This window comes from Saccharopolyspora karakumensis (assembly GCF_004349225.1).
Classification (GTDB): domain Bacteria; phylum Actinomycetota; class Actinomycetes; order Mycobacteriales; family Pseudonocardiaceae; genus Saccharopolyspora; species Saccharopolyspora endophytica.
On sequence record NZ_SMLA01000018.1, the window covers coordinates 16,083 to 41,126 of the forward strand.

Below are 25,044 nucleotides of genomic sequence, written 5' to 3' on the forward strand. Positions count from 1 at the left end.
TTCCACTGGAGTCAGGTACCCGATTTCCACTGAAATCCGGTGGGTTACTTCTTCTTGTACTTGCCGAGCTCGCGGCGAGCCAGGGAGCGGCGGTGGACCTCGTCGGGACCGTCGACCAGGTGGAGGGTCCGGGCGTGCGCGTAGAGCGCCGCCAGGGGGAATTCCTGGGAGACGCCGCCCCCGCCGTGGGCCTGGATGGCGCGGTCGACGACCCAGGTGGCCACCTCGGGAACGGCGACCTTGATGGACTGGATCTCGGTGTGCGCGCCCTGGTTGCCGACGGTGTCCATCAGCCACGCGGTCTTGAGCACCAGCAGCCGGGCCTGCTCGATCTTCACCCGGGACTCGGCGATCCAGTGCTGCACCACGCCCTGCTCGGCCAGCGGCTTGCCGAACGCGACGCGCTCGGAGGTGCGCCGGCACATCAGCTCCAGCGCCCGCTCGGCCATGCCGAGGGCGCGCATGCAGTGGTGGATGCGGCCGGGCCCGAGTCGGGCCTGCGCGATCGCGAAGCCCTCGCCCTCGCCGGAGATGACGTTGTCCACCGGCACGCGGACGTCGTTGAACACGATCTCGGCGTGACCGCCGTGGTCGGCGTCGTCGTAGCCGAAGACGTGCATGCCGCGCTTGACCTCGACGCCCGGGGTGTCCTTGGGCACCAGCACCTGGCTCTGCTGGCGGTGCCGCTCGGCGTCCGGGTCGGTCTTGCCCATCACGATCAGGATCTTGCAGCGCGGGCTCATCGCACCGGAGGAGAACCACTTGCGCCCGTTGATGACGTAGTGGTCGCCGTCGCGGGTGATGCGGGTGCCGATGTTGGTGGCGTCGGAGGAGGCGACGTCGGGCTCGGTCATGCAGAACGCCGAGCGGATCTCGCCGTCGAGCAGCGGCTGGAGCCATTGCTTGCGCTGCGCGTCGGTGCCGAACTGCGCCAGCACCTCCATGTTCCCGGTGTCCGGCGCGGCGCAGTTGGTGGCCTCCGGCGCCAGCTGACCGGAGCGGCCCATGATCTCCGCCAGCGGCGCGTACTGCAGGTTGGTCAACCCCGCACCGTGCTCACCGGGCAGGAAGAGGTTCCACAGGCCGCGCTTGCGCGCTTCGGCCTTGAGCTCCTCCATGATCGGAGGGTGCGCCGACCAGCGGTCCGGTCCTTCGTTCATCTGCTCGGCAAACACCGGCTCGGCCGGGTAGATGTGCGAGTCCATGAACTCCAGCAGCTGACCGCGCAGCTCCTCGGTTCGTGCGTCGAACGCGAAATCCATCTCTCATGCCTCCTTGAGGGTCGCCAGGCCCTGCGCGACGAGCGGAGCGACCAGGCCACCGACGTGCTCGAAGCCCTCGCCGACGGTCTGGTCGTGGATGAAGCGGTAGTGGATGCCTTCCAGGATCACCGCGATCTTGAAGTAGCCGAACGCCAGGTACCAGTCCACAACGGACAGATCCAGTTCGCTGCGCTCGGCGTACCGGGCGAAGAGCTGCTTGGCGCTGGGGAATCCGTGCTCCGGCCCGACGCCCTTGGTGATCGGGTTGTTCTCCAGACCGCTGAAGCCCTCCCAGTACACCGCCAGCAGCCCGAGGTCGGTGAGCGGATCGCCGATGGTGGCCATCTCCCAGTCCAGGACGGCCTTGATCCGCTGGTCGTCGCCGACGATGACGTTGTCCAGCCGGTAGTCGCCGTGCACGATGCCCACGCGCCCGCTGGTCGGCACCGAGTCCGCCAGCCGCTGGGAGAGCTCGTCGATGCCCTCGACCTCGCGGCTGTGGGAGGCCTTGAGCTGCTTGGTCCACCGGCGCACCTGGCGTTCCAAGAAGCCCTCCGGCCGGCCGAACTCGGCCAGCCCCACCGAGGTGGGGTCGAGGGAGTGCAGGTCGGCGAGCACGTCCATCAGCTGGAAGGACAGGTCCTGGCGCTGCTGCTCGCCGAGCGTCTCGGTCTGCTCAGCGGTGCGGAAGACGGTGCCGCGCACGTACTCCATGACGTAGAACGGGGCGCCCAGCACCTCCTCGTCCTGGCACAGCAGCTCGGTGCGCGGCACCGGCACGCTGGTGTCGGCCAGGGCGGTGAGCATCCGGTGCTCGCGGCTCATGTCGTGCGCGGTGGCCAGCACGTGCCCCAGCGGTGGGCGGCGCACGACCCACTCGCGGGTGCCGTCGCCGACGATGTAGGTCAGGTTCGAGCGGCCGCCCTGCACCAGCTCGCCGGTGAGTTCGCCGGTGACCATGCCGGGCATCTCGACGTCGAGGTACGCCCGCAGCCTGTGCAGGTCGAGGCCGGGCAGCTCGTCGGGCTCGGGTGCGTTCACCTGGTCTCCTCGTCTTGCGGTACGGATCCGGTCGGCAGCAGTTCCGCCAGCCGGGTTCGGGTCTCCGCCGGGCCGGTGTGCAGCACGGCGTGCATGCCCAGGGCGCGGGCGGCGTCGACGTTGGGCGCGCCGTCGTCGACGAAGGCGGTCTGCTCGGCGGGCAGGCCGAGCTCGTCCAGGCTCATCCGGTAGATGCTCGGGTCGGGTTTGCGCAGCCCGACCTGGCCGGAGAGGACGGTGGACTCGAACAGCCCCGTCAGCTGCTCCCACGGGTAGGCGTCGATGTTCCCCCAGCTGTTGGACAGCAGTGCGGTGCGGATTCCGCGCTCGCGCAGTCCTCGCACCAGATCAAGCATGGCCGGTTCCGGGCGCACCCGCGCGAAGAGGCGTCCGAGCAGGTCATCGGGTGCGACGGGCTGATCGTCGAGGGTCCGCAGCCGGGCCGCCATGGCCTTGTTGAAGCCGTCGGCGTCGAGCTCCCCGGTCTCCAGCAGGTGCACGGGCGTCCCCGCGGGCGCGTCGCGGGAGAGCCACTCCTTGAGCGCGGCGGAGAACAGCTCCGGGCGGATCTGCTCCTCGGTCAACCAGGCGTTGATCGAGTCGCGGGTGGGTGTGGTCAGCACACCTCCGTAGTCGAAGACGACCGCGCGGACGGTCGGGCCGACAGCACTGGAACCCATGGACAGGACCGTACCGACTAGACGGTATGTCGCGCTAGCCCCAGTTCGGAGGGGGCGGTCGGGCGGTGCGCGGGGGGTGATGTCGGGGTCGCCCGGTCGGAGGTCGTGCGATCACGGCGGGTCAGCGGGCGTCCGTTTCCTCCCGGTCGAACGGGGCTGGTCAGGCCAGTCGCGCTCGTCGAGGTGGCGGTTGCGGGCACTCGTTTCGCCCAATTCGGTGACCCTGGGTCAAAGGTGGTAAGTCCGGCAAAAACGCCGTCGTTGACCTGGTATTTACTCGTGGGTAGGTTACGAATTCGCCGCGCGGACAGCACTTTTCGACTCCACCGAACGTGCAGGAGAGGCCAATGAAGTCCGTCCTCAGTGGAAAGCGCGCCGCGATCGCGGCCGCCTTCGCCGCAACCGCAGCCCTCGCCGTCGCCCCGCAGGCGGTGGCGGCCCCCTTCGACATCAACTTCGACTGCAACGGTGATGCTCCGACGGGAGCCCAGCAGTTCGCCCTGCAGCAGAGCACCGACGTCTCCGCTCCCGAGACCGTCGCTCCCGGAGCGGCTTTCGACGTCGTCGTCGACCCGGCCGTGAACACCATCCCGGGCGAGGTCAACGGCAACACCGTCAAGGAGGTCGGCGGTTTCGACCTGAGGCTCCCGATCCCGGCGAACTCCACCTACGTCTCGGCCGAACTGGCCGGTGGCTCGAACCTGGGCCCGAACCCGCCGACCATCAACGTCGAGAACGGCGTCGCCACGGTGCACCTCGACGGCCCGATCGCCGGTGGCAGCGAGTTCGAGCTCCCCACCATCACCGTGCACCTCACCGCGGGTGAGTCCGGCACGATCGAGACCAAGCTGGCGGGGACCAGCTACGAAGACCCGGGCCTGACGTTCACGGCGGTCGTGTCCTCGATCATCGGCGACGTCGACGTCCCGTCGGCGTGCTTCCCGAACCCCAACCCGACGCTGACCACGACGACCATCGGCTGATGCCGGGAGTGGCGGGGCGCGACGGTGTCCCGCCACTACTTCCGGGTGATCAGGTGCGCGCCGATCCCGGCGATCAGGCCCCAGAAGACCGAGGCGATGCCGAACGCCGTGACGCCCGAGGCGGTCACCAGGAAGGCGATCAGCGCGGCGGTGCGGCTCCCGGTGTCGGCGGTGGCCTTGGCCATCGAGCCGCCGATCGTGTCCAGCAGGCCGATGCCGGCCAGCGCGGCGATCAACGCGCCGGGGAACGCCGCGATGAGGCTCGCCAACGTCGCACCGAACACCGCGATGACCAGGTAGAGCGCCCCCGAGGTGATCGCGGCCTTGTAGCGCTGGCCGGGATCGGAGTGGACCTCCTCGCCCATGGCCAGCGCGGCGGTGATCGCCGCCAGGTTGATGCCGAAGCACCCCAGCGGCGCCAGCAGCACGTTGACCGCTCCGGTCCACGACAGCACCGGCGAGATCGGCGTGGTGTAGCCGTGGGTCCGCAGCGTCACGACACCGGGCAGGTTCTGCGAGGTCATGGTGATCACGAACAGCGGGATCGCGATGCCGACCACCGAGTGCACCGAGAAGTCCGGCCACGTCCAGACCGGAGTCGCCAGCGCCAGGTCGACCTCACCGGCCCGCAGGCCACCTCCGAACGCGGTCCCGGCCACGCCGATGACCAGCGCGATCAGCACGGAGTGGGGCGGTAGGAAGCGCTTGCCCAGCAGGTAGCCCACGAGCATCGCCGCGATCAGCGCGAACTGCTCGCGCATCGTGGTGAACAGGTCGATGCCGAACCGCAGCAGCACACCGCCCAGCAGGGCGGCGGCGATCGCCGGCGGGATCAGGTTCACCGCCCGCTCGAACAGCCCGGTCACGCCCACCAGCAGCGACAGCGCCGCGGCCAGCAGGAACGCGCCGACGGCCTCGGGCATCGACAGCCCGTGCCCGCTCGCCGCCAGCAGCGCCGCGCCGGGCGTGGACCAGGCGAGCACGATCGGCGCGCGGGTGCGCAGCGACAGTGCGATCGAGGTGACGCCGATGCCGATGCCCAGCGCCAGGATCCACGAGGAGATCTCGGCCGGTGTGGCTCCCAGCGTGCGCGCGGCCTCGAAGACGATGGCGGCCGAGCTCACCACCCCGACCAAGGTGGTGATGGCCCCGGCGACCAAGGTGGAGACCGGTGCGGCGGAGATCCGCTGACGCAACTGCACGAGACCCGTCCGTTCTGTATATGGAACGATCGGGGATGGTAGGAGGTGCCCGTGGAACCGGTCAAGCTCGTCGGGGAGAACCTGCGCGCGGCCCGCACCCGCCGCGGCCTGTCGCTGTCGGAGGTCGCCAGGCAGGCCGGGATCGGCAAGGGCACGCTCTCCGAGCTCGAAGCGGGCAACCGCAACCCGACCCTGGAAACCCTCTACGCCCTCGCCGCGGTGCTCGGCCTGCCCCTCGGCAGGCTCCTGGCCGCCGAGCCCGAGCCGCGAGACGGGGGAGCGCTCCTCGTCCACCGCTCGGCCGGGCCCGAGATCTCCGGCCACGCCGCCGACGTCGAGCTGCTGGACAGCGTCGACGACGGCCGGACTCGCCTGGAGGTCTACCGGCTGCACGTCCGCGCGGGCACCCGCTACACCTCCCCGGCGCACCACCCCAGGGTCATCGAGCAGCTGCACGTCCACACCGGAACCCTCGTCACCGGACCGGAATCGGACCCGCAGACCCTCGGCCCCGGCGACTACATCCGCTTCGACGCCACGGTCCCGCACGTCTACGAAGCCCCCGACGACGCCACCACGGCCACCCTCGTCATGCGCTACCCGGCCTGAGGTGTTCGAACGCCCCCACGCGGTCGGGTGCGTTGTGCCCAGGCTGTGGGGCAGGAAAGCGAAAGTCCCTCCGGGACGGGGGACCGGAGGGACTTCCAGGGGGTGAGCACCTGGCCGTGTCGGGGCGGTTCAGGGGCCCGGGTGCGGGTGCGCTCGCCGGAGAGCACCCGCGTCGTGCGTGCTCAGGCGTTGTCCTGCTTGAGCATGTCGGAGCACTTCTCGCCGATGGCCATGGTGGTGATGTTGGGGTTCACCGCCACCAGGAACGGCATCACCGAGGCGTCGGCGACGCGCAGGCCCTGCACGCCCTTGACGCGCAGGCGCGGGTCCAGCGGCTTCGAGTTGTCGTCCACCGCGCCCATCTTCACCGAACCGGCGGGGTGGTAGACGGTGTTGTGGGTGCGCTTGATGTAGTCGGCGATCTCGTCGTCGGTCTGTACGTCCTCGCCCGGGAACAGCTCCTGACCGGCCCACTCCTGCATCGCCGACTGCGCGACGATCTTGCGGGCCAGCTTGATGCCCTCGGTCATGACGCGGATGTCGTGACCGTCCGGGTCGGTGAAGTACTTCGGGTCCACCTTGGCCTTGTCCCGGAAGTCCTTGCTGCGCAACCGGACCGTGCCGGTGGAGCGCGCGCGGGTGACGTTCGGCGTCAGGCAGAAGGAGTTCTCGGAGGTCGGGTAGCCTTGCCGCACGGTGTGCATGTCGAACGGCACCGAACCGTAGTGGAACATCAGGTCCGGCCGGTCCAGGCCGTCCTCGGTCCGGGTGAAGATGCCGATCTCCCACCACTGGGTGGAGTCCTCCACCATCGGCTTCTTGGCCTCCCAGCTGATCACGCCCTCGGGGTGGTCCTCCAGGGTGGAGCCGACGCCGGGGGAGTCGACCAGCACGTCGATGCCGAACTCGCGCAGGTGCTCGGCCGGTCCGATGCCCGAGAGCATCAGCAGCTTCGGCGTGTCGATCGCGCCGGTGGACAGCACGACCTCCTTGCGGGCGGTGATCGTCCGCGAGTGGATGAGGTCGTCGCTGAGGTACTCCACACCGGTGGCGCGGGTGCCGTCGAAGGTGACCTTCTTGGCCCAGGCGTTGGTGCGGATCTCCAGGTTCGGCCGGTCCATGATCGGGTGCAGGTAGGACACCGACGAGGAGGAGCGGGTGCCGTCCTGCTTGGCGTTGATCTGGAACCAGTTGGCGCCGTGGGTGACGGTCTTGCCGGAGTTGAACTCGGTGGTCGGAATCCCCTGCTGCTCGCAGGCTTCCAGCAGCGCTGTGCCGGTGGGGTCCTTCGGCGGGACCGAGCGGATGGTCACCGGGCCGGTGCGGCCGTGGTGGTCGCCCGGTCCGTCGTTGGTCTCCAGCCGCTTGTACAGCGGGAACATGTCCGCCGAGCCCCAGCCCGGCAGGCCCATCGACTCCCACTCGTCGAGGTCCTCGGCGGGCGCCCAGAACGCGATGCAGGAGTTGTGCGAGGAGCAGCCGCCCAGCACGCGGGCACGGGCGTGCCGCATGAAGGAGTTGCCGTTCTCCTGCGGCTCGATCAGGTAGTCCCAGTCGTAACCGGACTCCAGCAGCGCCATCCACTTCTTGAGCTCGAGGATGTTGCTGTCGCCGACGTCGGACGGGCCGGCTTCGAGCAGGCACACGGTGGTGTCGGGGTCCTCCGACAGCCGCGCGGCGACCGCCGCGCCCGCGCTACCGCCGCCCACCACGACGTAGTCGAACTGATCGGTCATGGTCATTCCTTTCAGAACTCAGACGAGGGAGGTCTTCTCGCTGCCTTCGGCGTCCTTCTCGGACGCCGCGTGGTCGGCGAGCACACCCACCTTGTGCCGCTGGATGAACCAGTAGTAGGCGAATCCGCCCACGGCCGCGATCCCGACGAACAGCACCGAGCTGTACTGCAGGTACCAGTGGTACGGGGGTTCGGCGTTGTAGACGTCCTTGCGCGGCCACGCGAGGTTGATCGACATCCCGAGGCCCCACAGCACGGCCAGGACGTTGATCGGCAGCCCGAGCTTGCCGAGGCTGAAGCGGCCCTCCTCCTTGGTCGACTTCCACTTGCCGCGCAGGCGCGCGACCAGCATCGGGACCGTCACCAGCAGGTAGGAGATGTAGATGAGGATGATCGCCAGCGAGGTGATGGCGGTGAAGATCTGCGGCTGACCGATGTTGACCAGCAGCAGCACGACCGCGACGACACCGATGAACACCGCGGGGGCGACCGGCGTCTGGAACCGCGGGCTCACCCGGGCCAGCAGCTTGCCGGCGGGCAGCGCGTTGTCGCGGGCCATGGCGAACATGATGCGGATCGCGGCGGTGTGCACGGCCAGCACGCACACGGTGATCGCCACGAAGATCGCCAGCAGGAACAGCCGGCCGACGAACGGGCCGAGCGCGTCGCTGAGGACGAACTGCAGGCCGGATTCGGCCAGTTCCGGCGCGCTGAAGTCGCGGGTGGCCATCATGCCGAACAGCAGGATCAGGCCGCCGAGGACGAACGAGGCGATCAGCGCCCGCAGGATGGCGCGCGGCGCGTTCTTGTGCGGGTCGATCGACTCCTCGCCGAGCGAGGCGGCGGTGTCGAAGCCGTACATGACGTAGGACGAGGCGATGCCGGCGACCAGGAAGGCGCTCAGGTAGCTGCCGCCGTAGGCGGCCTCGGTGCCGTTGGTGTCGAGGATGACCGTCGGCGGGTTCACCACGACCAGCGCCAGCGCGATGATCAGCAGCACCGCCGCGGCCAGCTCGATGAACACACCGGTGGAGTTGATCTGCGCCATCAGCTTCACGCCGTAGGCGTTGACCAGCGTGGTGAACAGGATCAGCACCAGCGCCAGCAGCACCGCGTTGACCGCGGAGTCGGTGGCGTCGGACCCGTCACCGACCAGCTGGAAACCGGCCCAGATCTGCGGCAGCGTGTTCTGGTAGGCCAGCGCGGTGGCCGAGATCGACACGATCGACGCCAGCAGCATCATCCACCCGGCCAGCCAGCCGACGTGGGGACCACCGAGCTTCTTGGCCCAGTTGTAGATGGAACCGGCGATCGGGTAACGCGATGCCAGCTCGGCGAAACTCAACGCCACCAGCAACTGCCCCAGGAACACGATCGGCCAGGACCACACGTAGGCGGGTCCGCCGAAACCGATGCCGAAGTACGACAGTTGGAAGGCGCCGGTGAGCACCGAGATGTAGCTGATGCCTGCGGCGAAGGTGTGGAAACCGCCCAGGCTTCTCTTCAGCTTGTTGGTGTAGCCGAACTCGTTGAGCTCGGCGTCGTGATTGGTGGGCGCGCTCATGCCCCGAACTCCTTCCCCGGCCGACCTCTCCCGCCGGATGGCAGGAGCGGCGACGCGGGTTGGTTGTTTGCGTAGCGCGAAATCCCGCTTCCCGCAGTCGGTCTGCGGGCGGTGCGGCGGCGCGTCCGGCCGCCGCACCGGCACAAGATTCCTTCCTTACTTCGAGGAGAACCAGTTCTGCGGACCGGGCCGCAGGTTCTGGTAGACGTGCTTGGCCTCCTGGTACTCGCCGAGCCCTGCCCGGCCGAGTTCGCGTCCGATGCCGGACTGCTTGAACCCACCCCACTCGGCCTGCGGGAGGTAGGGGTGGAAGTCGTTGATCCACACGGTGCCGTGCCGCAGCCGGTTGGCCACCCGCTGCGCCTTGGCCGGGTCGCCGGTGAACACCGCGCCCGCCAGGCCGTAGTGGGTGTCGTTGGCGACGCGGATCGCGTCGTCCTCGTCGGTGAACCGCTCCACGGTCAGCACCGGCCCGAACGATTCCTCGTTGACCGCGTGGGTTCCCTGCTTCACCTCGTCGAGAACCGTGGGCAGGTAGTAGTGCCCGTTGGCGTAGCGCTCGCCCTCGGGGCGCTTGCCGCCGGTGCGCAGCACCGCGCCCTCGGCGACCGACTTGGTGACGTAGTCGTCGACCTTCTGCAGGTGCGCGGCGGAGATCAGCGGGCCGGTCTCGGCGTCGTCGTCGAACGGGCCGCCGATGCGGATCTGCTCGGCGCGGCGCACGATCTCGTCGACCAGCGCGTCGTGCAGCTCGTCCTGCACGATCAGCCGGGCGCCCGCGGAGCAGACCTGGCCGGAGTGCAGGAAGATCGCGGTCAGCGCGAAGTCCACGGCGGTGTCGAAGTCGGCGTCGGCGAAGACCACGTTGGGGTTCTTGCCGCCGAGCTCCAGGGCGACCTTCTTGACGGTCGGAGCCGCCATCGCGGAGATCTTGCGGCCGGTGTGCAGACCGCCGGTGAACGAGATCAGGTCGACGTCGGGGTGCTCGGCCAGCACGGAACCGACCTCGGCACCGGCGCCCAGCACCAGGTTCCCGACGCCGGCGGGCAGCCCGGCTTCCTCCAGGGCGCGCATCAGCAGGATCGCGGTGGCCGGGGTCAGCTCGCTGGGCTTGAGGATGAAGGTGTCGCCCGCGGCGATGGCCGGCGCGACCTTCCAGGCGACCTGCAGCAGCGGGAAGTTCCAGGGGGTGATCATGCCGCAGACGCCGACGGGCTCGTACTGCACGCGGCTGATGGCGTCCGGGGTACCGGTGTCGACGAGGCTGCCCGCGTCGGTGCCCGCGATCTTGCCGAAGTAGCGGAAGCACGCGGCGATGTCGTCCATGTCGTACTCGCTCTCCACCAGGCGCTTGCCGGTGTCGAGCGATTCGGCGCGGGCGAACTCGTCCTTGTCGCGGACGAGGATGTCGGCGACGCGCAGCAGCAGATCACCCCGGTCCCAGGCCGAGCTGGTCGACCAGACGCCCTCGTCGAAGACCCGGCGGGCGGCGGCGATGGCCTGCTCGGCCTCGGCGCGGCCGCCCTCGGAGACGGTGGCGACCAGTGTTCCGTCGGCGGGGCAGTGGATCTGCCGGGTGCGGCCGTCGGCGGCCGGGACCCACTTGCCGTCGATGAACAGCGTGGCTGCCGAATTGTCTGCTTGCGGCATGGCTTTTCCCCGTTTGTCGCTCGTTTGTCCGCGTTCGCGGCCATCGTGAACAAGCCTCGCGAGAGGCGGCTGGTTCACAATGCGGCGGACGCCGATTCATCGCCACACGAATCCGCACCGGATGATGCGGAGCAATTCGCCGAATTGTGCCTCCCATCGGCACGATTCGGTCTCCGAATTCACCTCCTGGTGGTCCATTCGGTGGCTTTCTGGCGCGTTTCTCGTCCAATTCGCACGACGCATTTGCCCGTCGCGCACGTCCATTGGCTGCGGTGCCGGGAGAAGACACTAACACCAGGCATGTACATCTGTACATCATCAGATGTTCAGCATCGGTCGAGCCCGTGGAAAAATGTGCGTTGAACTGGTCAAACGCGTGGCCGGTGACGTGGACCGCATCGCGTTCGGGGCGGACGTGGCAAGCTGGATCTCCGGATGCCGGGCCGACCACCCCACCCCGAATCGGTTCGCCACCCGGATGCCGGAGAACGTTCACGCGCTGTGACAGGGGAGGAACACCGAGCGCATGTCGAGCACCCAGCCCGCGTCGCCCGCTCGCCGCAAGGACCCCGATCGTCGCGAGCGCATCGCCCGCGCCGCGATCGAGGTGGTCGCCGAGCGCGGCGTCGAGAAGCTCACGCACCGCAGCGTGGCGGCTGCCGCGGGTGTCCCGCTCGGGTCCACCACCTACTACTTCGCGACCCTCGATGACCTGCTCGCCAGCGCTCTGCGGCAGGCCGCCGAGGACGACGTCGAGCACATGCGGAAGTGGGCCGCCGGCCTGGAGCCGGGCAACGACCTCGCCCAGGCGCTGACCGACCTGGTGCTGCACTACCTCGGGCCCGCCCGCGCGCAGACGGCCGTGGAGCACCAGCTCTACATCGCCGCGCTGCACAAGCCGGCCTTGCGCCAGGTCAGCCAGGAGTGGGACACGTGGTTGGCCGAGCTGTTCGCCTCCTACACCGACGAGGCGACCGGCCGGGCCCTGTCGGTGCTGTTCTGCGGTTGGCAGCTGCAGGGGATCGTCCGGGAATCGGTGCCGAGCCGAGACGAAATCGAGATGACTTTTCGGCGGATGCTGGAACCGGACGCGAAAACCTGATTTCAACAGGCATTTCAGGGCGGGTGTCCGGGTGGTCAACATCGGATGTCCGTTGGATTGCACTGGAATCAGGGCAGTTGATCTCAATGCTGTCTGCGAGGAAGATGTAGGCATAGCGATCCGTGGCATCGGTGTCGGTGATGTCGTCGAAGTCGTCGGTTTTTGGCCCGGCGGGCGCATCAACGGATGAATCACCGGTGCGAGCACGGACTTGCCGCGTCGGGGCGTGGCTCGCTCCCAGCAAATTTGATCAACTCAGGTGGGGTGAGACCGTGGGGCACATCGAAGACCGCGAACTGGTACCGCTGAAGGCAGATTTCGACACCGTCTGGTACGGATACCGTCGCTCGCAGGTGAAGTTCTACATCCAGCAGACCGAGGCCGAGCTGCGCCTGGTCACCGAGGACAGGGATTCGGCGTTAAGCCAGGTCAACGAACTGTCCGCGCAGCTCGACCAGGCTCGCGCCCAGGTCGAGGAGCTCAAGCAGGAGCTCGACGCGCAGGCGCAGGAACCGATTTCGCTGGACGCGCTGTCCGACCGGATGCGCCGCATGGTCCGGCTGGCCCAGGACGAGGCCAAGGAGATCGTGGCCAGCGCTCAGGCGGCCTCCGAGCACGAGTGGGCCCGCTCCGAGCAGGCCGCGGCCGAGCTGCGCAACCGCTACGAGAAGCTGGTCGCCGAGGCCGATGAGTGGCGCCGCCAGTCCGAGCAGCAGCGCAACGAGCTGATCGCGCGCACCCGTGCCGAGGTGCAGGCCATGGCGAAGGAGGCCGAGCAGCAGCGCAGGCATCTCGACGCCGAGGCCGAAGAGCGCCGCGTCCAGGTCGAGCACGACTTCGAGACCTCCATGTCCGCCCGCCGCGACGAGGCCATGCGGATCCTCGCCGAGCGCGAGCAGGCCAGCCGCGAGGAAGCGCAGCGCCGCGTCCGCGAGGCCACGGCCGAGAGCGAGCGCCGGATCCTGCGCGCCGACGAGTACTCGGCGACGATGCACAAGACCCGCCAGCAGCTGGCTGAGCAGGTGCGCAACGCGCAGCGGATCCTGGGCAACGCCGAGCCGTTCCTGGTGGCCACCGAGAGCGGTTCGGACACCGAGGCTTCGGACGCGTACGTGGCCGAGACCGTCCACAGTGGAGACGCGGACGTCGAGGTGCCCAAGCAGCGCGACGAGGAGACGGTGCCGCAGGAGGCGGACGCCACCGTCTGATCGACCGGCGTCAGCACTCGGGCCGCCCGTCCGTCGGCGGGCGGCCCGCTGCTGCGTCCGGGGGACGTGTCGAGAACTCGCCTCGCGCTTCCCGGTGCTCCGCTCGGCTGGCTAGATTGCCCCGACCGTTGTGCTCACCGGGAGGTCGGATGAACTGGCGCGGATGGGGAACCATCGCCGTGGCCTGCGCGATGGTGCTGGTCGGGACGCCCGCGGGAGCGGCACCGCCGGACGACCTCGCGCAGCGGCTGGAGGATGTGCCGGGGATGACGGTGGTCGGGGAGCGGCCGACCGAACCGGGCTTCCGGCTGTTCGACCTGACCTTCACCCAGCCGGCCGATCACCGGCACCCGGACGCCGGTGCCTTCGAGCAGCGCCTCACCCTGCTGCACCGCGACGTCAGCCGGCCGACGGTCCTCCACACCACCGGCTACGGGCTTCCCACCAGCGCCAACCGCACCGAGCCGACCCAGCTGGTCGACGGCAACCAGGTGAACCTGGAGCACCGCTTCTTCACCCCGTCGCGCCCGGAACCCGCCGACTGGAACGATCTCGACATCTGGCAGGCCGCCACCGATGAGCACGAGGTGATCTCGGCGCTGCGCGGGATCTACGACCGTCAGTGGATCACCACCGGTGCGAGCAAGGGCGGCATGACGGCGGTGTACCACCGCCACTTCTACCCGGACGACGTGGACGGAACCGTTGCGTACGTCGCACCGAACGATGCGCACAACGATCGGGACGCCTACGACCGGTTCCTCTCTTCAGTCGGTACCGATCCAGCCTGCCGGGAGGCGCTGACCGCCGTTCAGCGCGAGGCCCTGATCCGCAGGCCCGAGATGATCGCCAGGTTCCGGTCGTTCGCCGACTCGCAGGGGATGACCTTCGACCGGATCATCGGTGACATCGATCGGGGCCTGGAGCTGGTCGTGCTCGACGCGCCGTGGAGCTTCTGGCAGTACCGCGGTCAGCAGGACTGCGGGCAGGTCCCGGCGCCGACCGCGAGCACCGACGAGATCTACCGGTTCCTGGACGAGACCGTCGAGTTCGCCTTCTACACCGATCAGGGCATGGAGCCCTACACGCCGTACTACTACCAGGCGGGCACCCAGCTGGGCTGGCCCGGCGTCTCCGACGAACCGCTGGCAGACCTGCTGCACCACCGCGACCTCAGCCGGCCCCGCAACCTGGTGCCTCGCGAGATCCCCATGGAGTTCGAGCCCGGCGTGATGCGCGAGGTCGACACCTGGGTCCGCAGCCAGGGCTCAGAGCTGATGTTCGTCAACGGCCAGAACGACCCGTGGAGCGCCGAGCCCTTCGAACCGGGCCGCGACGACTCGCACGCCTACCTGGTCCCGGGCGCCAACCACGGCGCCAAGATCGCCGGACTGCCCGCTGACCAGCGCGCGGAGGCCGAGGCCACCGTCCGCCGCTGGGCAGGGGTCGACGTCCCGGCGCTGCGCAGCACCCGCATCGACCACCAGCCGCTGGAGCGTCACCCGCTCTGACGGGCGGCCGTCCGGTCGTAGAAGCGCATCAGGAAGTCGTGTGCCGGGCGTTCGACCGCTCTGGTCAGCGCCCAGCCCACGGCCGTGCCGGTGGCCAGCATGGCCGGCGTCTGCAGCAGCGGCGGCACGCCGTTGGTGTCGAGGTAGTGCAGCAGGACGTAGCCGATGGTCTGGTGGCTGAGGAACACGCCGTAGGAGATGCCGGCGAACCAGGTCACGCCACGCGCGAGCGCCGGTGGCAGCTTCCAGTCCGGGCCGCAGGCGACCAGGGTCAGCACCAGCAGTCCGGTCCACACGCCGAGGGTGGAGCCCCAGTCGCAGTCGAGCTGCCCGTCGGGCAGGCGGATGTAGTTGTGCATGGCCTGGGCGAACATGCAGGCGGCCAGCAGCAGCGCGAAGTGCCCGCGCGAGAGGCGCCCGGTGGAGACCATCCAGATCGCCACCCCGGCCACGAACAGGTGCCAGCGGTGCGCGCCGAAACCGTCCACGAGCATCCGGTAGGTCTCCGGTGCCCCGGAGATGCGGATGTGCCACTGCGCCAGCGGCAGCAGCACCGCCGTCCACAGCACCCAGGGGATCTTGTTGCCGTGGCCCAGTTTGGTGGCGTAGAGCACCGCGGCGAAGGTGAATCCCAGCAGCTGCAGCGGGACCGTCCAATGTGAACCGTCCAGGAAGGCGTAGACGGACGGCTTCCAGTTCCACAGCATCAGCAGGTGTCCGACCAGGTCCTGCCCGTTCGGCTCCACCCAGGCGGGTGGGCGCAGGAAGCGCAGGACCAGCCAGATCAGCACCACCGCGCCGACGAAGGGCGGCAGGAGGCGCGCCATCCGCTTCCACCAGTAGCGACGCAGGCTGCCGCGCCCGATGGTGGCCGCCGCGAAGTAGGCCGAGATGACCAGCAGCATGCTCGCGCCGACCTGGTACGGGAAGACCAACGTGCGCGGGGAGAGCTCGGGATGGGTCACGCGGCTCATGTGGGTCGCGTGGTAGATCATCACCAGCACCACGCATCCGGTGCGCACAGCGTCCCAGCTGACTTTCCGGGTACTCCGCTGCGGGGCGGCGCCCGCGCGCGTAGCGGTCAGTTCGTGCACGCTTGCTACCTCAAGGTCGGTCCGTCCGGAATCTCAGCTGGTAGAAGTGTGATTCTGGGCGAACAGTCTAGATGCCTGAGCTGTTCGGGTGAGGTGGGGGCGTGGGTGCGGTGCGGGCCAGCAGCGCGAAGCTCAGCGGCTCGGGCGAGCGCAGGTCGGCGTCGCCCGGTTCGGGCCGCCAGTCGGCGACCGGCACCGCTCCGGGCTCCAGCGGTTCGGCGTCGCCGAGGTAGGACAGCACGGTGGCGCGGTCGCGCATGGCCGGCGGCGGGCAGTCGGGCAGCACCGCGAGGATGTCGTGCGCCGGCTTGGGCGCGAACTCGTCGGTGAAGTGCGACAGCGCCAGCAGCGAGCCGGGGGCCAGCGCGTCGGTGTAGTGGCGGATCACCTCGGCCGGCTGGTGGTGCTCGCCGAACTGGTGCAGCACGCCGAGCAGGAGCACGGCCACCGGCTGGTCGAAGTCCAGCAGCCGCCGCGTCTCCTCGGCGGCCAGGACGGATTCCGGATCGCGGACGTCGGCGTGCAGCATCACCGCGGTTTCGCTCCCGGCGAGCAGCAGCGTGCCCTGGGTGGCGGCGATCTGCTCGTTGTCGACGTAGACCACCCGCGCGGCGGGGTCGGCCTCGGCGGCGATCTCGTGCGGGCTGCCGGCGATGGGGATGCCCGAGCCGAGGTCCAGGAACTGCCGGACGCCCTGGTCGAGGCAGGTGCGCATCATGCGCCGCAGGCAGTTGCGCGCGGCCAGGGCCTCCAGCCTGGCGTAGGGCGCCTGGGCGAGGATGCGCCGGGCCAGCGCGCGGTCGGCGGCGAAGTTGCTGCCGCCGCCGAGCATGTAGTCGTGCACACGAGCGTCGCTCGGACGGTCCAGGTCGAGGGTCCTGGTGATCATCGGTCGGTCCGCCAATGTGTCTGCGAGTGACTTTGCTGATGCGTAGCGTAGTGATCAGCGGCCGCCCTGATCAGGTGAAAAATCCGCAGCGTAGTGACGCAGCGTCACCTCTATGGAGTAGCGCGAAAGATCTGCGAATGGCGAGGACCGAGTTCCCGGACGCGATGAAAAAGCGTCTCCACTTTTGTGAAAAAACCGAAAGAACTACGCGCTTAACCGGCGGTACCGGCTCCGGATGAAGATCGAATGCGGAGCTGGTTGCCACAGTGAGGCAAGTATCACCCAAAAGAGAGTCATCGGCTGTATGCTCTCCGTTACTATCTGCGTCGCGTACCAACGTGCCCAAAGCGAGCCCGACCCCGCATCCGGCGATGAGGAACCGTTGATGTCGACCGACACCCAGCTGCAACCGCGCGGAGAGTTCCCCTACCGGTTTCCGGCTGTCGTCGCGTTCGTGCTCACCCTCATCATCTCCGGCGCGATCCTCCTCTGGGCGGTTCTCCAAGTCCCCGCAGGCGCGGGTTCCGTCGCCGTGATCGGAGCGCTGCTCGTCCTCGCCCTGTCGGTCGCCGTCGCCGGAACCGTGCGCGGCGTGCAGATGACCCGGCACTACCGCCTCGCCGCAGCCAGCATGAACAGCGACATGGTGCGGCTGGCCGGTGAGGCCCTGCCCGGCGTTGCCCGGCAGCTGCGTGCCGGAGCCACCGCCGAGGAAGCGGTCAAGGAGCACAAGCAGGACTTCAGCGTTCCGCACCGGCGCGTCATCAAGGCCATGACCAGAGAGCTGGCCACCAGCGAGAAGATGCGCGCCGCCGCGCTGGCGACGTGCGCCAACGCGGCAGGGCGGGTTCAGGCGCTGGCCACCGGGATGCTCGCCGACCTCCGCGAGATGGAGGGCAAGCACGACTCCGACGACGTCCTCGCCGACCTGCTCAAGCTCGACCACAGCACTGCGCAGGCCGGTCGGCTCGCCGACAGCATCGCGGTGCTCACCGGAGCGCGCAGCGGCAGGCGCTGGACCAAGCCGATCGTGATGGAGGGCGTCCTGCGCGGCGCGATGGGCCGGATCAGCTCGTACCAGCGAATCCGGTTGCACTCCACCAGCACCGTCGCGGTCGTCGGCTACGCGGCCGAGGGCGTGATGCACGCGCTGGCCGAGATCATGGACAACGCCACCAAGTTCTCGCCGCCCACCGAGGAGGTGCACGTCTACGTCGAGGAGGTGCACAGCGGCGTGGTCGTCACCGTCGAGGACAGCGGACTGGCGATGAGCGACACCGCGCTGGCCCGCGCGGAGCAGGCGGTGTCCGACACCCCGATGGACCTCGCCGAGATCTCCGGCAGCCGGCTCGGCCTGGCCGTGGTCGGATGCCTGGCACGCAAGCACGAGCTGTCGGTGTCCTTCCGCGCCTCGGCGCGCGGCGGGACCGGTGTGGTCGTGATGATCCCGCAGAAGCTGATCACCCAGCCGCGCCAGGACGCCGAGCCCCCCGCCGAGGAACCGGCCAAGCCGACCCTCGACGTCCACGCCGACACCGAGACCGAATCGACCGAACCCGGCGAGCTCCCCAAGCGCCGCCGGGGACGAACCCTCGCCTCAGCGCGCTCGGCCCCCGCCGCCAGGCAGGCCGAGGGCAAGCGGTCGGACGCGGGTGCGCGCTTCGGCGCGTTCTCCAAGTCCCGCCGCGACGACTCGTCCACTTCGGACGAACAACCCCGATGATGCCCCCGAAGACCTCGATTGGAGGTGTGGGACGGCGGGTCACCCCGCCCGCCGTCCCGCAACCGCGATGACCATCGACACCCGCGAACTCGACTGGATGCTGGAGAACCTGCTGCAGAACACCCCCGGCAGCAGACACGCGCTGGTGCTGTCCAAGGACGGCCTCAAGCTCTGCCACACCGCCGGTCTGAGCGCCGACCAGGCCGATCAGCTCTCGGCCATCGCCTCGGGGATCCAGAGCCTGTCCTACGGCGCGTCGGTGGAGTTCGGCGACGGCAGCGGGGGAGTGCGCCAGTCCATGACCGAGTTCTACGGCGGCGTCCTGTGCATCGTCGAGGCCGGGTTCGGCGCGCACCTGGCGGTGCTGGCCTCCGACGAGACCGATGTGGGCATCGTCGGCCACAACATGAACGAGCTCGTCGAGCAGATCGGCGAGCACCTGCGGAGTCCCAGCCGGGTCGAGGTCTCATGACCAGGCGGCTGCTCGACGACGAGAACCCGGACCGGCTCTACATCGTCACCGGCGGCCGCACCCGTCCCGCCGACGACGTCTTCGACTCGGTGACCCTGGTGGTCGCCGAGGGCGAGGCGACCCCGGGCATGCAGTCGGAGCACGCCGCCATCCTGCGGCTCAGCCGCGAACCGATCTCGGTGGTCGAGCTCTCCGCCGAGCTCCGCCTCCCGGTGAGCGTCGTGCGCATCCTGCTCGGTGATCTCCACGCGATGGGCAAGATCACCGCGCGACACCCCTCCGCCCGGCGCGACCCGTCGGAGATCCCGACTCCCGATTTCCTCAAGCAGGTGCTCGTTGGACTTCGCAACATCTGACCGAACACCGTTGCGGCGCACCGCATCCGACGGATTGAAGATCGTCATCATCGGCGGCTTCGCGGTCGGCAAGACCACCATGGTGCGCTCGGTCAGCGAGATCCGGCCGCTGACCACCGAGGAGACCATGACCACCGCCAGCGTCGGCGTGGACTCCACCGCCGGCGTGGGCACCAAGACCACCACGACGGTGGCCTTCGACTTCGGCCGCATCACGCTCAACGAGCGGATGGTGCTGTACCTGTTCGGCGCGCCGGGCCAGGAGCGGTTCTGGTTCATCTGGGACCAGCTGTTCAGCGGATGCCTCGGCGCGGTCGTGCTGGTGGACTCCCGACGCATCGCCGACTGCTGGTACGCCATCGACCGGCTGGAGGAGCAGGGCACGCCGTTCGTGGTGGCGCGCAACAACTTCGGCGTTCCCAAGCACGGGCTGGAGCAGGTGCGCGACGCGCTGGACCTGCCCGGCGAGGTGCCGATGATCGACTGCGACGCCCGGGACCGGGAGTCCAGCAAGGAGGTGCTGGTGCGACTGGTGGAGCACCTGCACGCGATGTCGCTGGCCCGGGGCCTGTGATGGACCCGCACGTGAGCACGACTCCCTTCTACGGCGCGCGTTTCCACCACGATCCGGCCGCGGTGTACCGGCACCTGCGGCGCGACCACGGCCCGGTGGCGCCCGTGCAGCTGGAGGGCGGCGTCCCGGCCTGGTGCGTGCTCGGCTACCGCGAACTGCACTACGTGGTGGGCAACCCCGAGCTGTTCGGCCGTGACCCGCGACGCTGGAACCGCTGGCACATCGTCCCGGAGAACTGGTCGCTGCGCGCCTACGTCGAACCTCGGCCGTCGGCGTTGCTGGCCGACGTCGAGGAGCACCGCACGCGCGGCTCCGTCGTGCGCGAAGCACTGGACACAGTGGACTCGTTCGAGCTCTCCGCCGCGGTGGAACGGATTTGCGACACGCTGATCGACCGGTTCGCCGGTCGTGGCTTCGCCGACCTCGTCGTGGAGTACACCCACCAGATCCCGCTGCTGGCGATGGCCAAGGTCTACGGGCTCGCCGACGACGAGGCGCCGATGCTCACCCACGACGTCGCGCTGTCCGGGCAGGAGGGCGAGGAAGCGGTGCGCGCGCACGAGCGCACGGTCGCCCGGATGCTGCGGCTGGTCCGCGAGCGGCGCGCGAGACCCACCGGCGACCTGGTGTCCCACCTGGTGAAGCACCCGATCGGCTTCACCGAGGACGAGATCGCCGCAGACCTGTTCATCACCCTCGGCAAGGCGCATCTGACCACATCGGACTGGATGGGCAACGCGCTGCGCCTGATGCTCACCGAACCCCGCTTCGCCGTCGACCTCGCGGGTGGGCGCAGCAGCGTCGGGCACGCGCTCAACGAGGTCCTCTGGGAGGACACCCCGATCCAGAACCACGTGGGCCGCTGGGCGACTCAGGACGTCCAGCTCGGCGGGAAGCCCATCCGGGAGGGAGATCTGCTGGTCCTCGGCCTGGCGGCGGCCAACGCCGATCCGCAGGTCCGGCCGCACGGTCACGAGGGCGCCACCGGCAACCACGCGCACCTGTCGTTCAGCCACGGCGAGTACGGCTGCCCCTACCCGGCTCAGGAGATCGCCCGGACCATCACCACCACGGGGATCGGGGTCCTCCTCGACCGCCTCCCGGACACGAACCTGGGCATTCACCCGGAAGACCTCACCTGGCGCCCCTCAGTCCTGATGCGAGGCCTCACCTCCCTCCCCGTGACCTTCTCCCCGCACTAGACGAAACCCGTCCCCGACCGGAGTTCCCGATTTCAGAGGAAATCCGACACCCGATTTCAGTGGAAGTCGGGTACCGGGTTTCAGGGGATATCTGGGACCGGATCTCCCTGAAATCGGAGACCTCGGCGGGGTGTCAGACCCAGCGGTAGCGGCGTTCCGGGCGTCCGGTTCCTCCGTAGCGGAGGCGGACTTCGGCGCGGCCGGACTCCACGAAGTGCTCCAGGTACTTGCGGGCGCTGACCCTGGAGATCTCGGTGGCCTCGGCGCACTCGGTCGCGGAGAGGTCGCCGCCGCCGGCGGAGCGCTCGCGGAGGATGTCCTCGACCACGCGCGCCGTTTCGGAGGAGAGCCCCTTCGGGGGCGTGGCGCTCCGGGTGCGGGTGCCGAAGAGGCGGTCGACGTCCTGCTGGGCGGCGGGCGCGTCGCCGGGGAGGTCGGCGAGGGTGCGGTGCAGCGACCGGAAGCTCTCCAGGCGTTCCCGCAGCGCCTCGTAGCTGAACGGCTTGATCAGGTAGTGCAGCGCGCCGCCGTGGATCGCGCCCCGGACGGTGTCCAGGTCGCGCGCCGCGGTGATCACGATGACGTCCGGGTCGGCCGACGGGCGCCCGCGCAGCTGGCGCAGCACCGACATGCCGTCGATGTCGGGCAGGTAGATGTCCAGCAGCACCAGGTCCGGGCGCAGTTCGTCGGCGGCGACGACCGCGTCGGCCCCGGTGTGCGCGACGCCGACGACCTCGAAGCCGTCCACCCGCGAGACGTACCCGCTGTGGACCTTGGCGACCATGAAGTCGTCGTCGACCACCAGAACTCTGATCATGCTCCCTCCCACGGCAGCCGCGCGGTGAACACCGCGCCGTCGGCGTTGTGCACCTCCACCGATCCGCCGCGCCTGCGGCAGATCTGCCTGGTCAGCGCCAGGCCCAGCCCGCGCTCACCACCGCGCGCGGCCTTGGTGGTGAAGCCGTGCCGGAACACCTCCTCGACGATCTCCGGTGCCACGCCCGGACCGGAATCGCGCACCACGACGGTGATCTCGTCGCTCTGCCGCAGCTCGACCTCGATCCACGCGTCGCGGGTGGACTCCAGGGCGTCGAGTGCGTTGTCGATGAAGTTGCCGAGCACGGTCACCACGTCGGCCGACAGCTCCTCGTCGATCTCACCGAGGAAGCCGCCCTCGTTGAGCCGCAGCCCCACGCCGCGCTCCGCGGCCAGGCTCGACTTGGCGATCAGCAGCGCGGCCGTGGCCGGATCCTGCACGCGGGCGGTGACCTCGGCGTGCCACTGCTCGCTGTGGTGGCTGATGCGCTGCACGTAGCGCTGCAGCTCGTCGTACTCGCCGAGCTCCACCAGCCCGGAGATGGTGTGCAGGCGGTTGGAGAACTCGTGGGCCTGGGCGCGCAGCGTGTCGGTGGTGTCGCGGTGGACCGCGAGCTCGCGCTGCAGGTCGACCAGCTCGGTGCGGTCGCGCATGGTCACCACCGCGCCGACGGTGGAGATCGGCATCCGGTTGAGCACCACGACCCGGCCCTTGCGCAGCACGATCTGGTCCACGCCGTCGGACCGCCCGGTGAGCACGTCGCGGGCGCGGTCGCCGAGTTCGAGCGAGTCGATGTCGTGGCCGAGGCAGTCCTGCGGCAGCGACAGCAGGCGCAGCGCCTGGTCGTTGACCAGCGTGATCCGGTTCTGCTCGTCCACGCCGACCACGCCTTCGCGCACCCCGTGCAGCAGCGCTTCGCGGTGCTCGACGAGCCGGGTGATCTCCTGCGGCTCCAGCCCCAGCGTCTGGCGCTTGACCCGCCGGGCCAGCAGCACCGACCCGGCGATGCCCAGGAACGCGGCGAAGGCCAGCAGGGCGAGGGGGTTCTCCGGGGCTTCGCGCAGTCCCTGCAGCAGGTCGGGGGTGTTGCGGCCGGCGGCGATGACGCCGACGAGCCGCGCGTCGTTGGCGATGACCGGAACGTGCGCCACGAGCGTGTCGGTGCCGTCCGCCGAGATCTCGCCGACCCACGCCGAACCGCGCAGCACGCTCGACTCGCCCAACGGCAGCGGCTGCCCGCGCTGACCCGGATCGGGCGAGGTCAGCACCTTGCCCCGGGCGTCGGCGATGATCACCTGATCGGCCCCGGACAGGCTGCGCGCGCTCTCGGCGAGGATCGGGAGCGCGTCCCGCCGGTAGGGGTCGGCCAGGCTCGCCCGGACGGTCTCGGTGGCCGCCAGGTCCTCGGCGACCGAGAGCATCTTGCGCCCCTCGCTGGCCCGGAACGCGACGTCGCTCTGGGCGACGGAGTACACGGCGACGGTGCCGAGCAGCACGAGGATGATCAGCAACTGCCAGCTCAGCAGCTGCCGGGACAAGCTCCCCTGCACACGCAACACCGCGCACCTCCTCGCCGGGAACGTTAACCGCTCGCAACCCCACCCCCGCAAAGAACCTGCCCGAAACGCCCGTTCCTCCGGGCGTGGAGGGAAGTGGATCAAGGTTCGGGAGGGCCGGGCTGGTGGGCGGGATATTTCAGCGCGTTCTGCTCGATGCTCGTGTTCTTCACTCGGCCGGGTTACAGAAGTTCCGGAAGTGTCGTTACGTGGCTAAGCGAGACACGGCGGCGTGCGGGCGTGCAGCATGAGCCGGCTCACGTTCCGACCACAATGGAGAGGCGGGATTGCCCGTGCGGCTACGCAGCGCGCTGGCTGCCATCGCAGCCGTGCTGCTGGTGCTCCTGGTGCCGCCACTGATCAGCACCAGCGGTGACAGCAGCGCCGAAGCACAGATCCGGGGCCTGCGAGTGCTGGTGCCCAACTCGCCCGGCGGCGGGTACGACATCACAGCCCGGACCGCGGTCAAGGCGATGGAAGACGCCGGCTTGCAGAGCAACACCGAGGTGTTCAACCTCCCCGGCGCCGGCGGCACCGTCGGCCTGGGACGCGTCGTCAACGAGCGCGGCAACGGCAAGCTCGCCATGTCGATGGGGTTGGGCGTGGTCGGCAGCGTCTACACCAACCACTCGCCGGTGTCGTTGCAGGACACCACCCCGATCGCCAAGCTCGTCGAGGAATCCGACGTGATCGTGGTCGGCAAGGACTCGAAGTACCAGAACCTCGACCAGCTCATCGACGACTGGAAGGCCCGCCCCGGCGAGGTCCCGGTCGGCGGCGGTTCGTCCCCGGGCGGGCCGGACCACCTGGCGCCGATGCTCATGGCGAAGGCCATCGGCCTGGACCCCAAGCAGGTCAACTACGTGCCCTTCGACGGCGGTGGCGAGCTGCTGGCCTCGGTGCTCGGCGGCAAGGTCGCCTTCGGCGTCTCCGGCATCGGCGAGTACCGCGACCAGATCGAAGCCGGCGAACTGCGCGTGCTGGCGGTGACCGGCCCGGAGCGCCTGCCCGGCGTCGACGCGCCGACGCTCCTGGAGTCCGGTGTGGACGTCAACTTCACCAACTGGCGCGGCGTCGTCGCCCCGCCGGGGATGAACGAGCGCGACCGCGCCAAGCTCGTGTCGCTGTTCGAGCGCCTCAACGCGACCCCCGAGTGGAAGGAAGCGCTGCAGCGCAACGGCTGGACCGAGGCGTACCAGCCGGGACCGCAGTTCGGTGAGTTCCTGGCGCAGGAGAACGACCGGGTGGCCACGGTGCTCAAGGAGTTGGGGCTGGCATGACCGAAACCGCGACCAAGACCCCCGAAACCGAAGGCTCCAAGCGGAATTGGCTGCGCGAGCACTCCGAGCTGGGCATCTGCGTGCTGCTGGCGCTGCTGGGCGTGCTGGTGCTCTCCGACGCCGCGTCGATCTCGACCGACTTCACCCAGCGCGGACCCGTCGGGCCCAAGACCGTGCCGTTCCTCATCGGCGGCCTGCTGCTGCTCGTCTCGGTGCTGCTGGCCCGCGACGTGCTGCGGGGCGGGCACGGCGAGTCCGAAACCGGTGAGGACGTGGACCTCTCGGCGCCCAGCGACTGGCGGACCGTCCTGCTGCTGTCGGCGTCGTTCCTGGCCAACGCGGTGCTGATCAACATCATCGGCTTCCCGCTGTCCGGGATGATCCTGTTCTGGGGCTGCGCGTACGCGCTGGGCAGCCGCAACGCGGTGCGGGACCCGCTGCTGGCGGCCGTGCTGTCGGTGGTGACCTACTTCGCGTTCAACAACCTGCTCGGTGTCCCCCTGCCCGGCGGCCCGCTGATGGGGGTGCTGTAAC

24 protein-coding genes are annotated in these 25,044 nt (G+C 69.4%); 13 read left to right on the plus strand and 11 right to left on the minus strand.

All coding sequences use genetic code 11. The annotated features are described in order from the left end of the window. Positions 1–44: 44 nt before the first annotated feature. From E1202_RS14300 to E1202_RS14310, 3 genes are read right to left on the minus strand one after another with little or no spacing between them, the layout of a single operon-like run. Entirely contained in the window at positions 45–1,262 is a 1,218-nt protein-coding gene (locus tag E1202_RS14300; RefSeq protein WP_132683544.1) for an acyl-CoA dehydrogenase family protein, read from the minus strand. A 3-nt stretch (positions 1,263–1,265) separates the two neighbouring features. Next, positions 1,266–2,303: a phosphotransferase family protein gene (locus E1202_RS14305; RefSeq protein WP_456238808.1), complete on the minus strand. Its 1,038-nt coding sequence runs from the start codon at positions 2,301–2,303 to the stop codon at positions 1,266–1,268. Then, positions 2,300–2,983: an HAD family hydrolase gene (locus E1202_RS14310; protein ID WP_132683545.1), complete on the minus strand. Its 684-nt coding sequence runs from the start codon at positions 2,981–2,983 to the stop codon at positions 2,300–2,302. Before E1202_RS14310 ends, E1202_RS14305 begins: the two co-directional genes overlap by 4 nt. A gap of 347 nt (positions 2,984–3,330) precedes the next feature. Here E1202_RS14310 and E1202_RS14315 point away from each other — a divergent pair, with 347 nt between their 5' ends. Further along, entirely contained in the window at positions 3,331–3,966 is a 636-nt protein-coding gene (locus E1202_RS14315; protein ID WP_132683546.1) for a cyclase, read from the plus strand. A 35-nt stretch (positions 3,967–4,001) separates the two neighbouring features. Here E1202_RS14315 and E1202_RS14320 read toward each other — a convergent pair whose 3' ends face one another. Further along, positions 4,002–5,168, minus strand: coding sequence for a benzoate/H(+) symporter BenE family transporter (locus E1202_RS14320; RefSeq protein ID WP_132683547.1), 1,167 nt, complete (start codon positions 5,166–5,168; stop codon positions 4,002–4,004). Positions 5,169–5,219: 51 nt separating this feature from the next. Between E1202_RS14320 and E1202_RS14325 the strand changes: the two genes are divergently transcribed. Beyond that, on the plus strand, positions 5,220–5,777 hold the full coding sequence (locus E1202_RS14325) for a helix-turn-helix domain-containing protein (RefSeq protein ID WP_132683548.1): 558 nt from the start codon (positions 5,220–5,222) through the stop codon (positions 5,775–5,777). A gap of 182 nt (positions 5,778–5,959) precedes the next feature. Here the strand turns inward: E1202_RS14325 and E1202_RS14330 are convergent, their stop codons facing one another. From E1202_RS14330 to E1202_RS14340, 3 genes are all read right to left on the minus strand, one after another. Then, positions 5,960–7,513 (minus strand): GMC family oxidoreductase, encoded by a 1,554-nt coding sequence (locus E1202_RS14330; RefSeq protein WP_132683549.1) that lies wholly within the window; start codon positions 7,511–7,513, stop codon positions 5,960–5,962. Positions 7,514–7,531: 18 nt separating this feature from the next. Continuing rightward, positions 7,532–9,076: an APC family permease gene (locus E1202_RS14335; protein ID WP_132683550.1), complete on the minus strand. Its 1,545-nt coding sequence runs from the start codon at positions 9,074–9,076 to the stop codon at positions 7,532–7,534. Positions 9,077–9,232: 156 nt separating this feature from the next. Beyond that, positions 9,233–10,726 carry an aldehyde dehydrogenase family protein gene (locus E1202_RS14340; RefSeq protein ID WP_132683551.1) on the minus strand — a complete coding sequence of 498 codons (1,494 nt, stop codon included), beginning with the start codon at positions 10,724–10,726 and terminating at the stop codon, positions 9,233–9,235. A 526-nt stretch (positions 10,727–11,252) separates the two neighbouring features. Between E1202_RS14340 and E1202_RS14345 the strand changes: the two genes are divergently transcribed. The 4 genes from E1202_RS14345 (at position 11,253) to E1202_RS14355 (ending at position 14,547) form a co-directional block, all read left to right on the plus strand. After that, positions 11,253–11,828: a TetR/AcrR family transcriptional regulator gene (locus E1202_RS14345; RefSeq protein WP_132683552.1), complete on the plus strand. Its 576-nt coding sequence runs from the start codon at positions 11,253–11,255 to the stop codon at positions 11,826–11,828. Between the two features lie 31 nt (positions 11,829–11,859). Continuing rightward, on the plus strand, positions 11,860–12,018 hold the full coding sequence (locus tag E1202_RS31445; protein WP_165943857.1) for a hypothetical protein: 159 nt from the start codon (positions 11,860–11,862) through the stop codon (positions 12,016–12,018). Between the two features lie 82 nt (positions 12,019–12,100). Then, complete coding sequence (locus tag E1202_RS14350) at positions 12,101–13,036, plus strand: coiled-coil domain-containing protein (RefSeq protein WP_132683553.1); 936 nt, start codon at positions 12,101–12,103, stop codon at positions 13,034–13,036. Positions 13,037–13,185: 149 nt separating this feature from the next. Next, entirely contained in the window at positions 13,186–14,547 is a 1,362-nt protein-coding gene (locus tag E1202_RS14355) for a S28 family serine protease (protein ID WP_132683554.1), read from the plus strand. Here E1202_RS14355 and E1202_RS14360 read toward each other — a convergent pair. Both E1202_RS14360 and E1202_RS14365 read right to left on the minus strand, forming a co-directional pair. Then, on the minus strand, positions 14,535–15,641 hold the full coding sequence (locus E1202_RS14360; RefSeq protein WP_132683555.1) for an acyltransferase family protein: 1,107 nt from the start codon (positions 15,639–15,641) through the stop codon (positions 14,535–14,537). The two genes, E1202_RS14355 and E1202_RS14360, sit on opposite strands and share 13 nt — an antisense overlap. Positions 15,642–15,708: 67 nt before the next feature. After that, entirely contained in the window at positions 15,709–16,530 is an 822-nt protein-coding gene (locus tag E1202_RS14365) for an SAM-dependent methyltransferase (RefSeq protein ID WP_132683556.1), read from the minus strand. A 385-nt stretch (positions 16,531–16,915) separates the two neighbouring features. Here E1202_RS14365 and E1202_RS14370 point away from each other — a divergent pair, with 385 nt between their 5' ends. From E1202_RS14370 to E1202_RS14390, 5 genes are all read left to right on the plus strand, one after another. Continuing rightward, the gene (locus E1202_RS14370) at positions 16,916–18,253 is read left to right on the plus strand and encodes an ATP-binding protein (protein WP_132683557.1); all 1,338 of its coding nucleotides are present in this window, start codon (positions 16,916–16,918) and stop codon (positions 18,251–18,253) included. Between the two features lie 67 nt (positions 18,254–18,320). Then, complete coding sequence (locus E1202_RS14375; RefSeq protein WP_132683558.1) at positions 18,321–18,725, plus strand: roadblock/LC7 domain-containing protein; 405 nt, start codon at positions 18,321–18,323, stop codon at positions 18,723–18,725. Further along, complete coding sequence (locus E1202_RS14380) at positions 18,722–19,081, plus strand: DUF742 domain-containing protein (protein ID WP_132683559.1); 360 nt, start codon at positions 18,722–18,724, stop codon at positions 19,079–19,081. The genes E1202_RS14375 and E1202_RS14380 overlap by 4 nt, the downstream gene beginning before the upstream one ends. A 10-nt stretch (positions 19,082–19,091) precedes the next feature. Beyond that, a complete protein-coding gene (locus E1202_RS14385) occupies positions 19,092–19,655 on the plus strand; it encodes a GTP-binding protein (protein WP_235878364.1) in 564 nt (187 codons plus the stop codon). Positions 19,656–19,666: 11 nt separating this feature from the next. After that, a complete protein-coding gene (locus tag E1202_RS14390; RefSeq protein ID WP_235878366.1) occupies positions 19,667–20,857 on the plus strand; it encodes a cytochrome P450 in 1,191 nt (396 codons plus the stop codon). Positions 20,858–20,990: 133 nt separating this feature from the next. Here the strand turns inward: E1202_RS14390 and E1202_RS14395 are convergent, their stop codons facing one another. Together E1202_RS14395 and E1202_RS14400 are read right to left on the minus strand one after the other, a co-directional pair. Beyond that, on the minus strand, positions 20,991–21,674 hold the full coding sequence (locus E1202_RS14395) for a response regulator (RefSeq protein WP_132683562.1): 684 nt from the start codon (positions 21,672–21,674) through the stop codon (positions 20,991–20,993). Beyond that, on the minus strand, positions 21,671–23,233 hold the full coding sequence (locus tag E1202_RS14400; protein WP_408006442.1) for a sensor histidine kinase: 1,563 nt from the start codon (positions 23,231–23,233) through the stop codon (positions 21,671–21,673). The genes E1202_RS14395 and E1202_RS14400 overlap by 4 nt, the downstream gene beginning before the upstream one ends. Before the next feature lie 290 nt (positions 23,234–23,523). Between E1202_RS14400 and E1202_RS14405 the strand changes: the two genes are divergently transcribed. Continuing rightward, positions 23,524–24,510, plus strand: a complete 987-nt coding sequence (locus E1202_RS14405; RefSeq protein WP_132683563.1) for a Bug family tripartite tricarboxylate transporter substrate binding protein — start codon at positions 23,524–23,526, stop codon at positions 24,508–24,510. Next, positions 24,507–25,043, plus strand: a complete 537-nt coding sequence (locus tag E1202_RS14410; RefSeq protein ID WP_132683564.1) for a tripartite tricarboxylate transporter TctB family protein — start codon at positions 24,507–24,509, stop codon at positions 25,041–25,043. The genes E1202_RS14405 and E1202_RS14410 overlap by 4 nt, the downstream gene beginning before the upstream one ends. Position 25,044 lies beyond the last annotated feature (1 nt).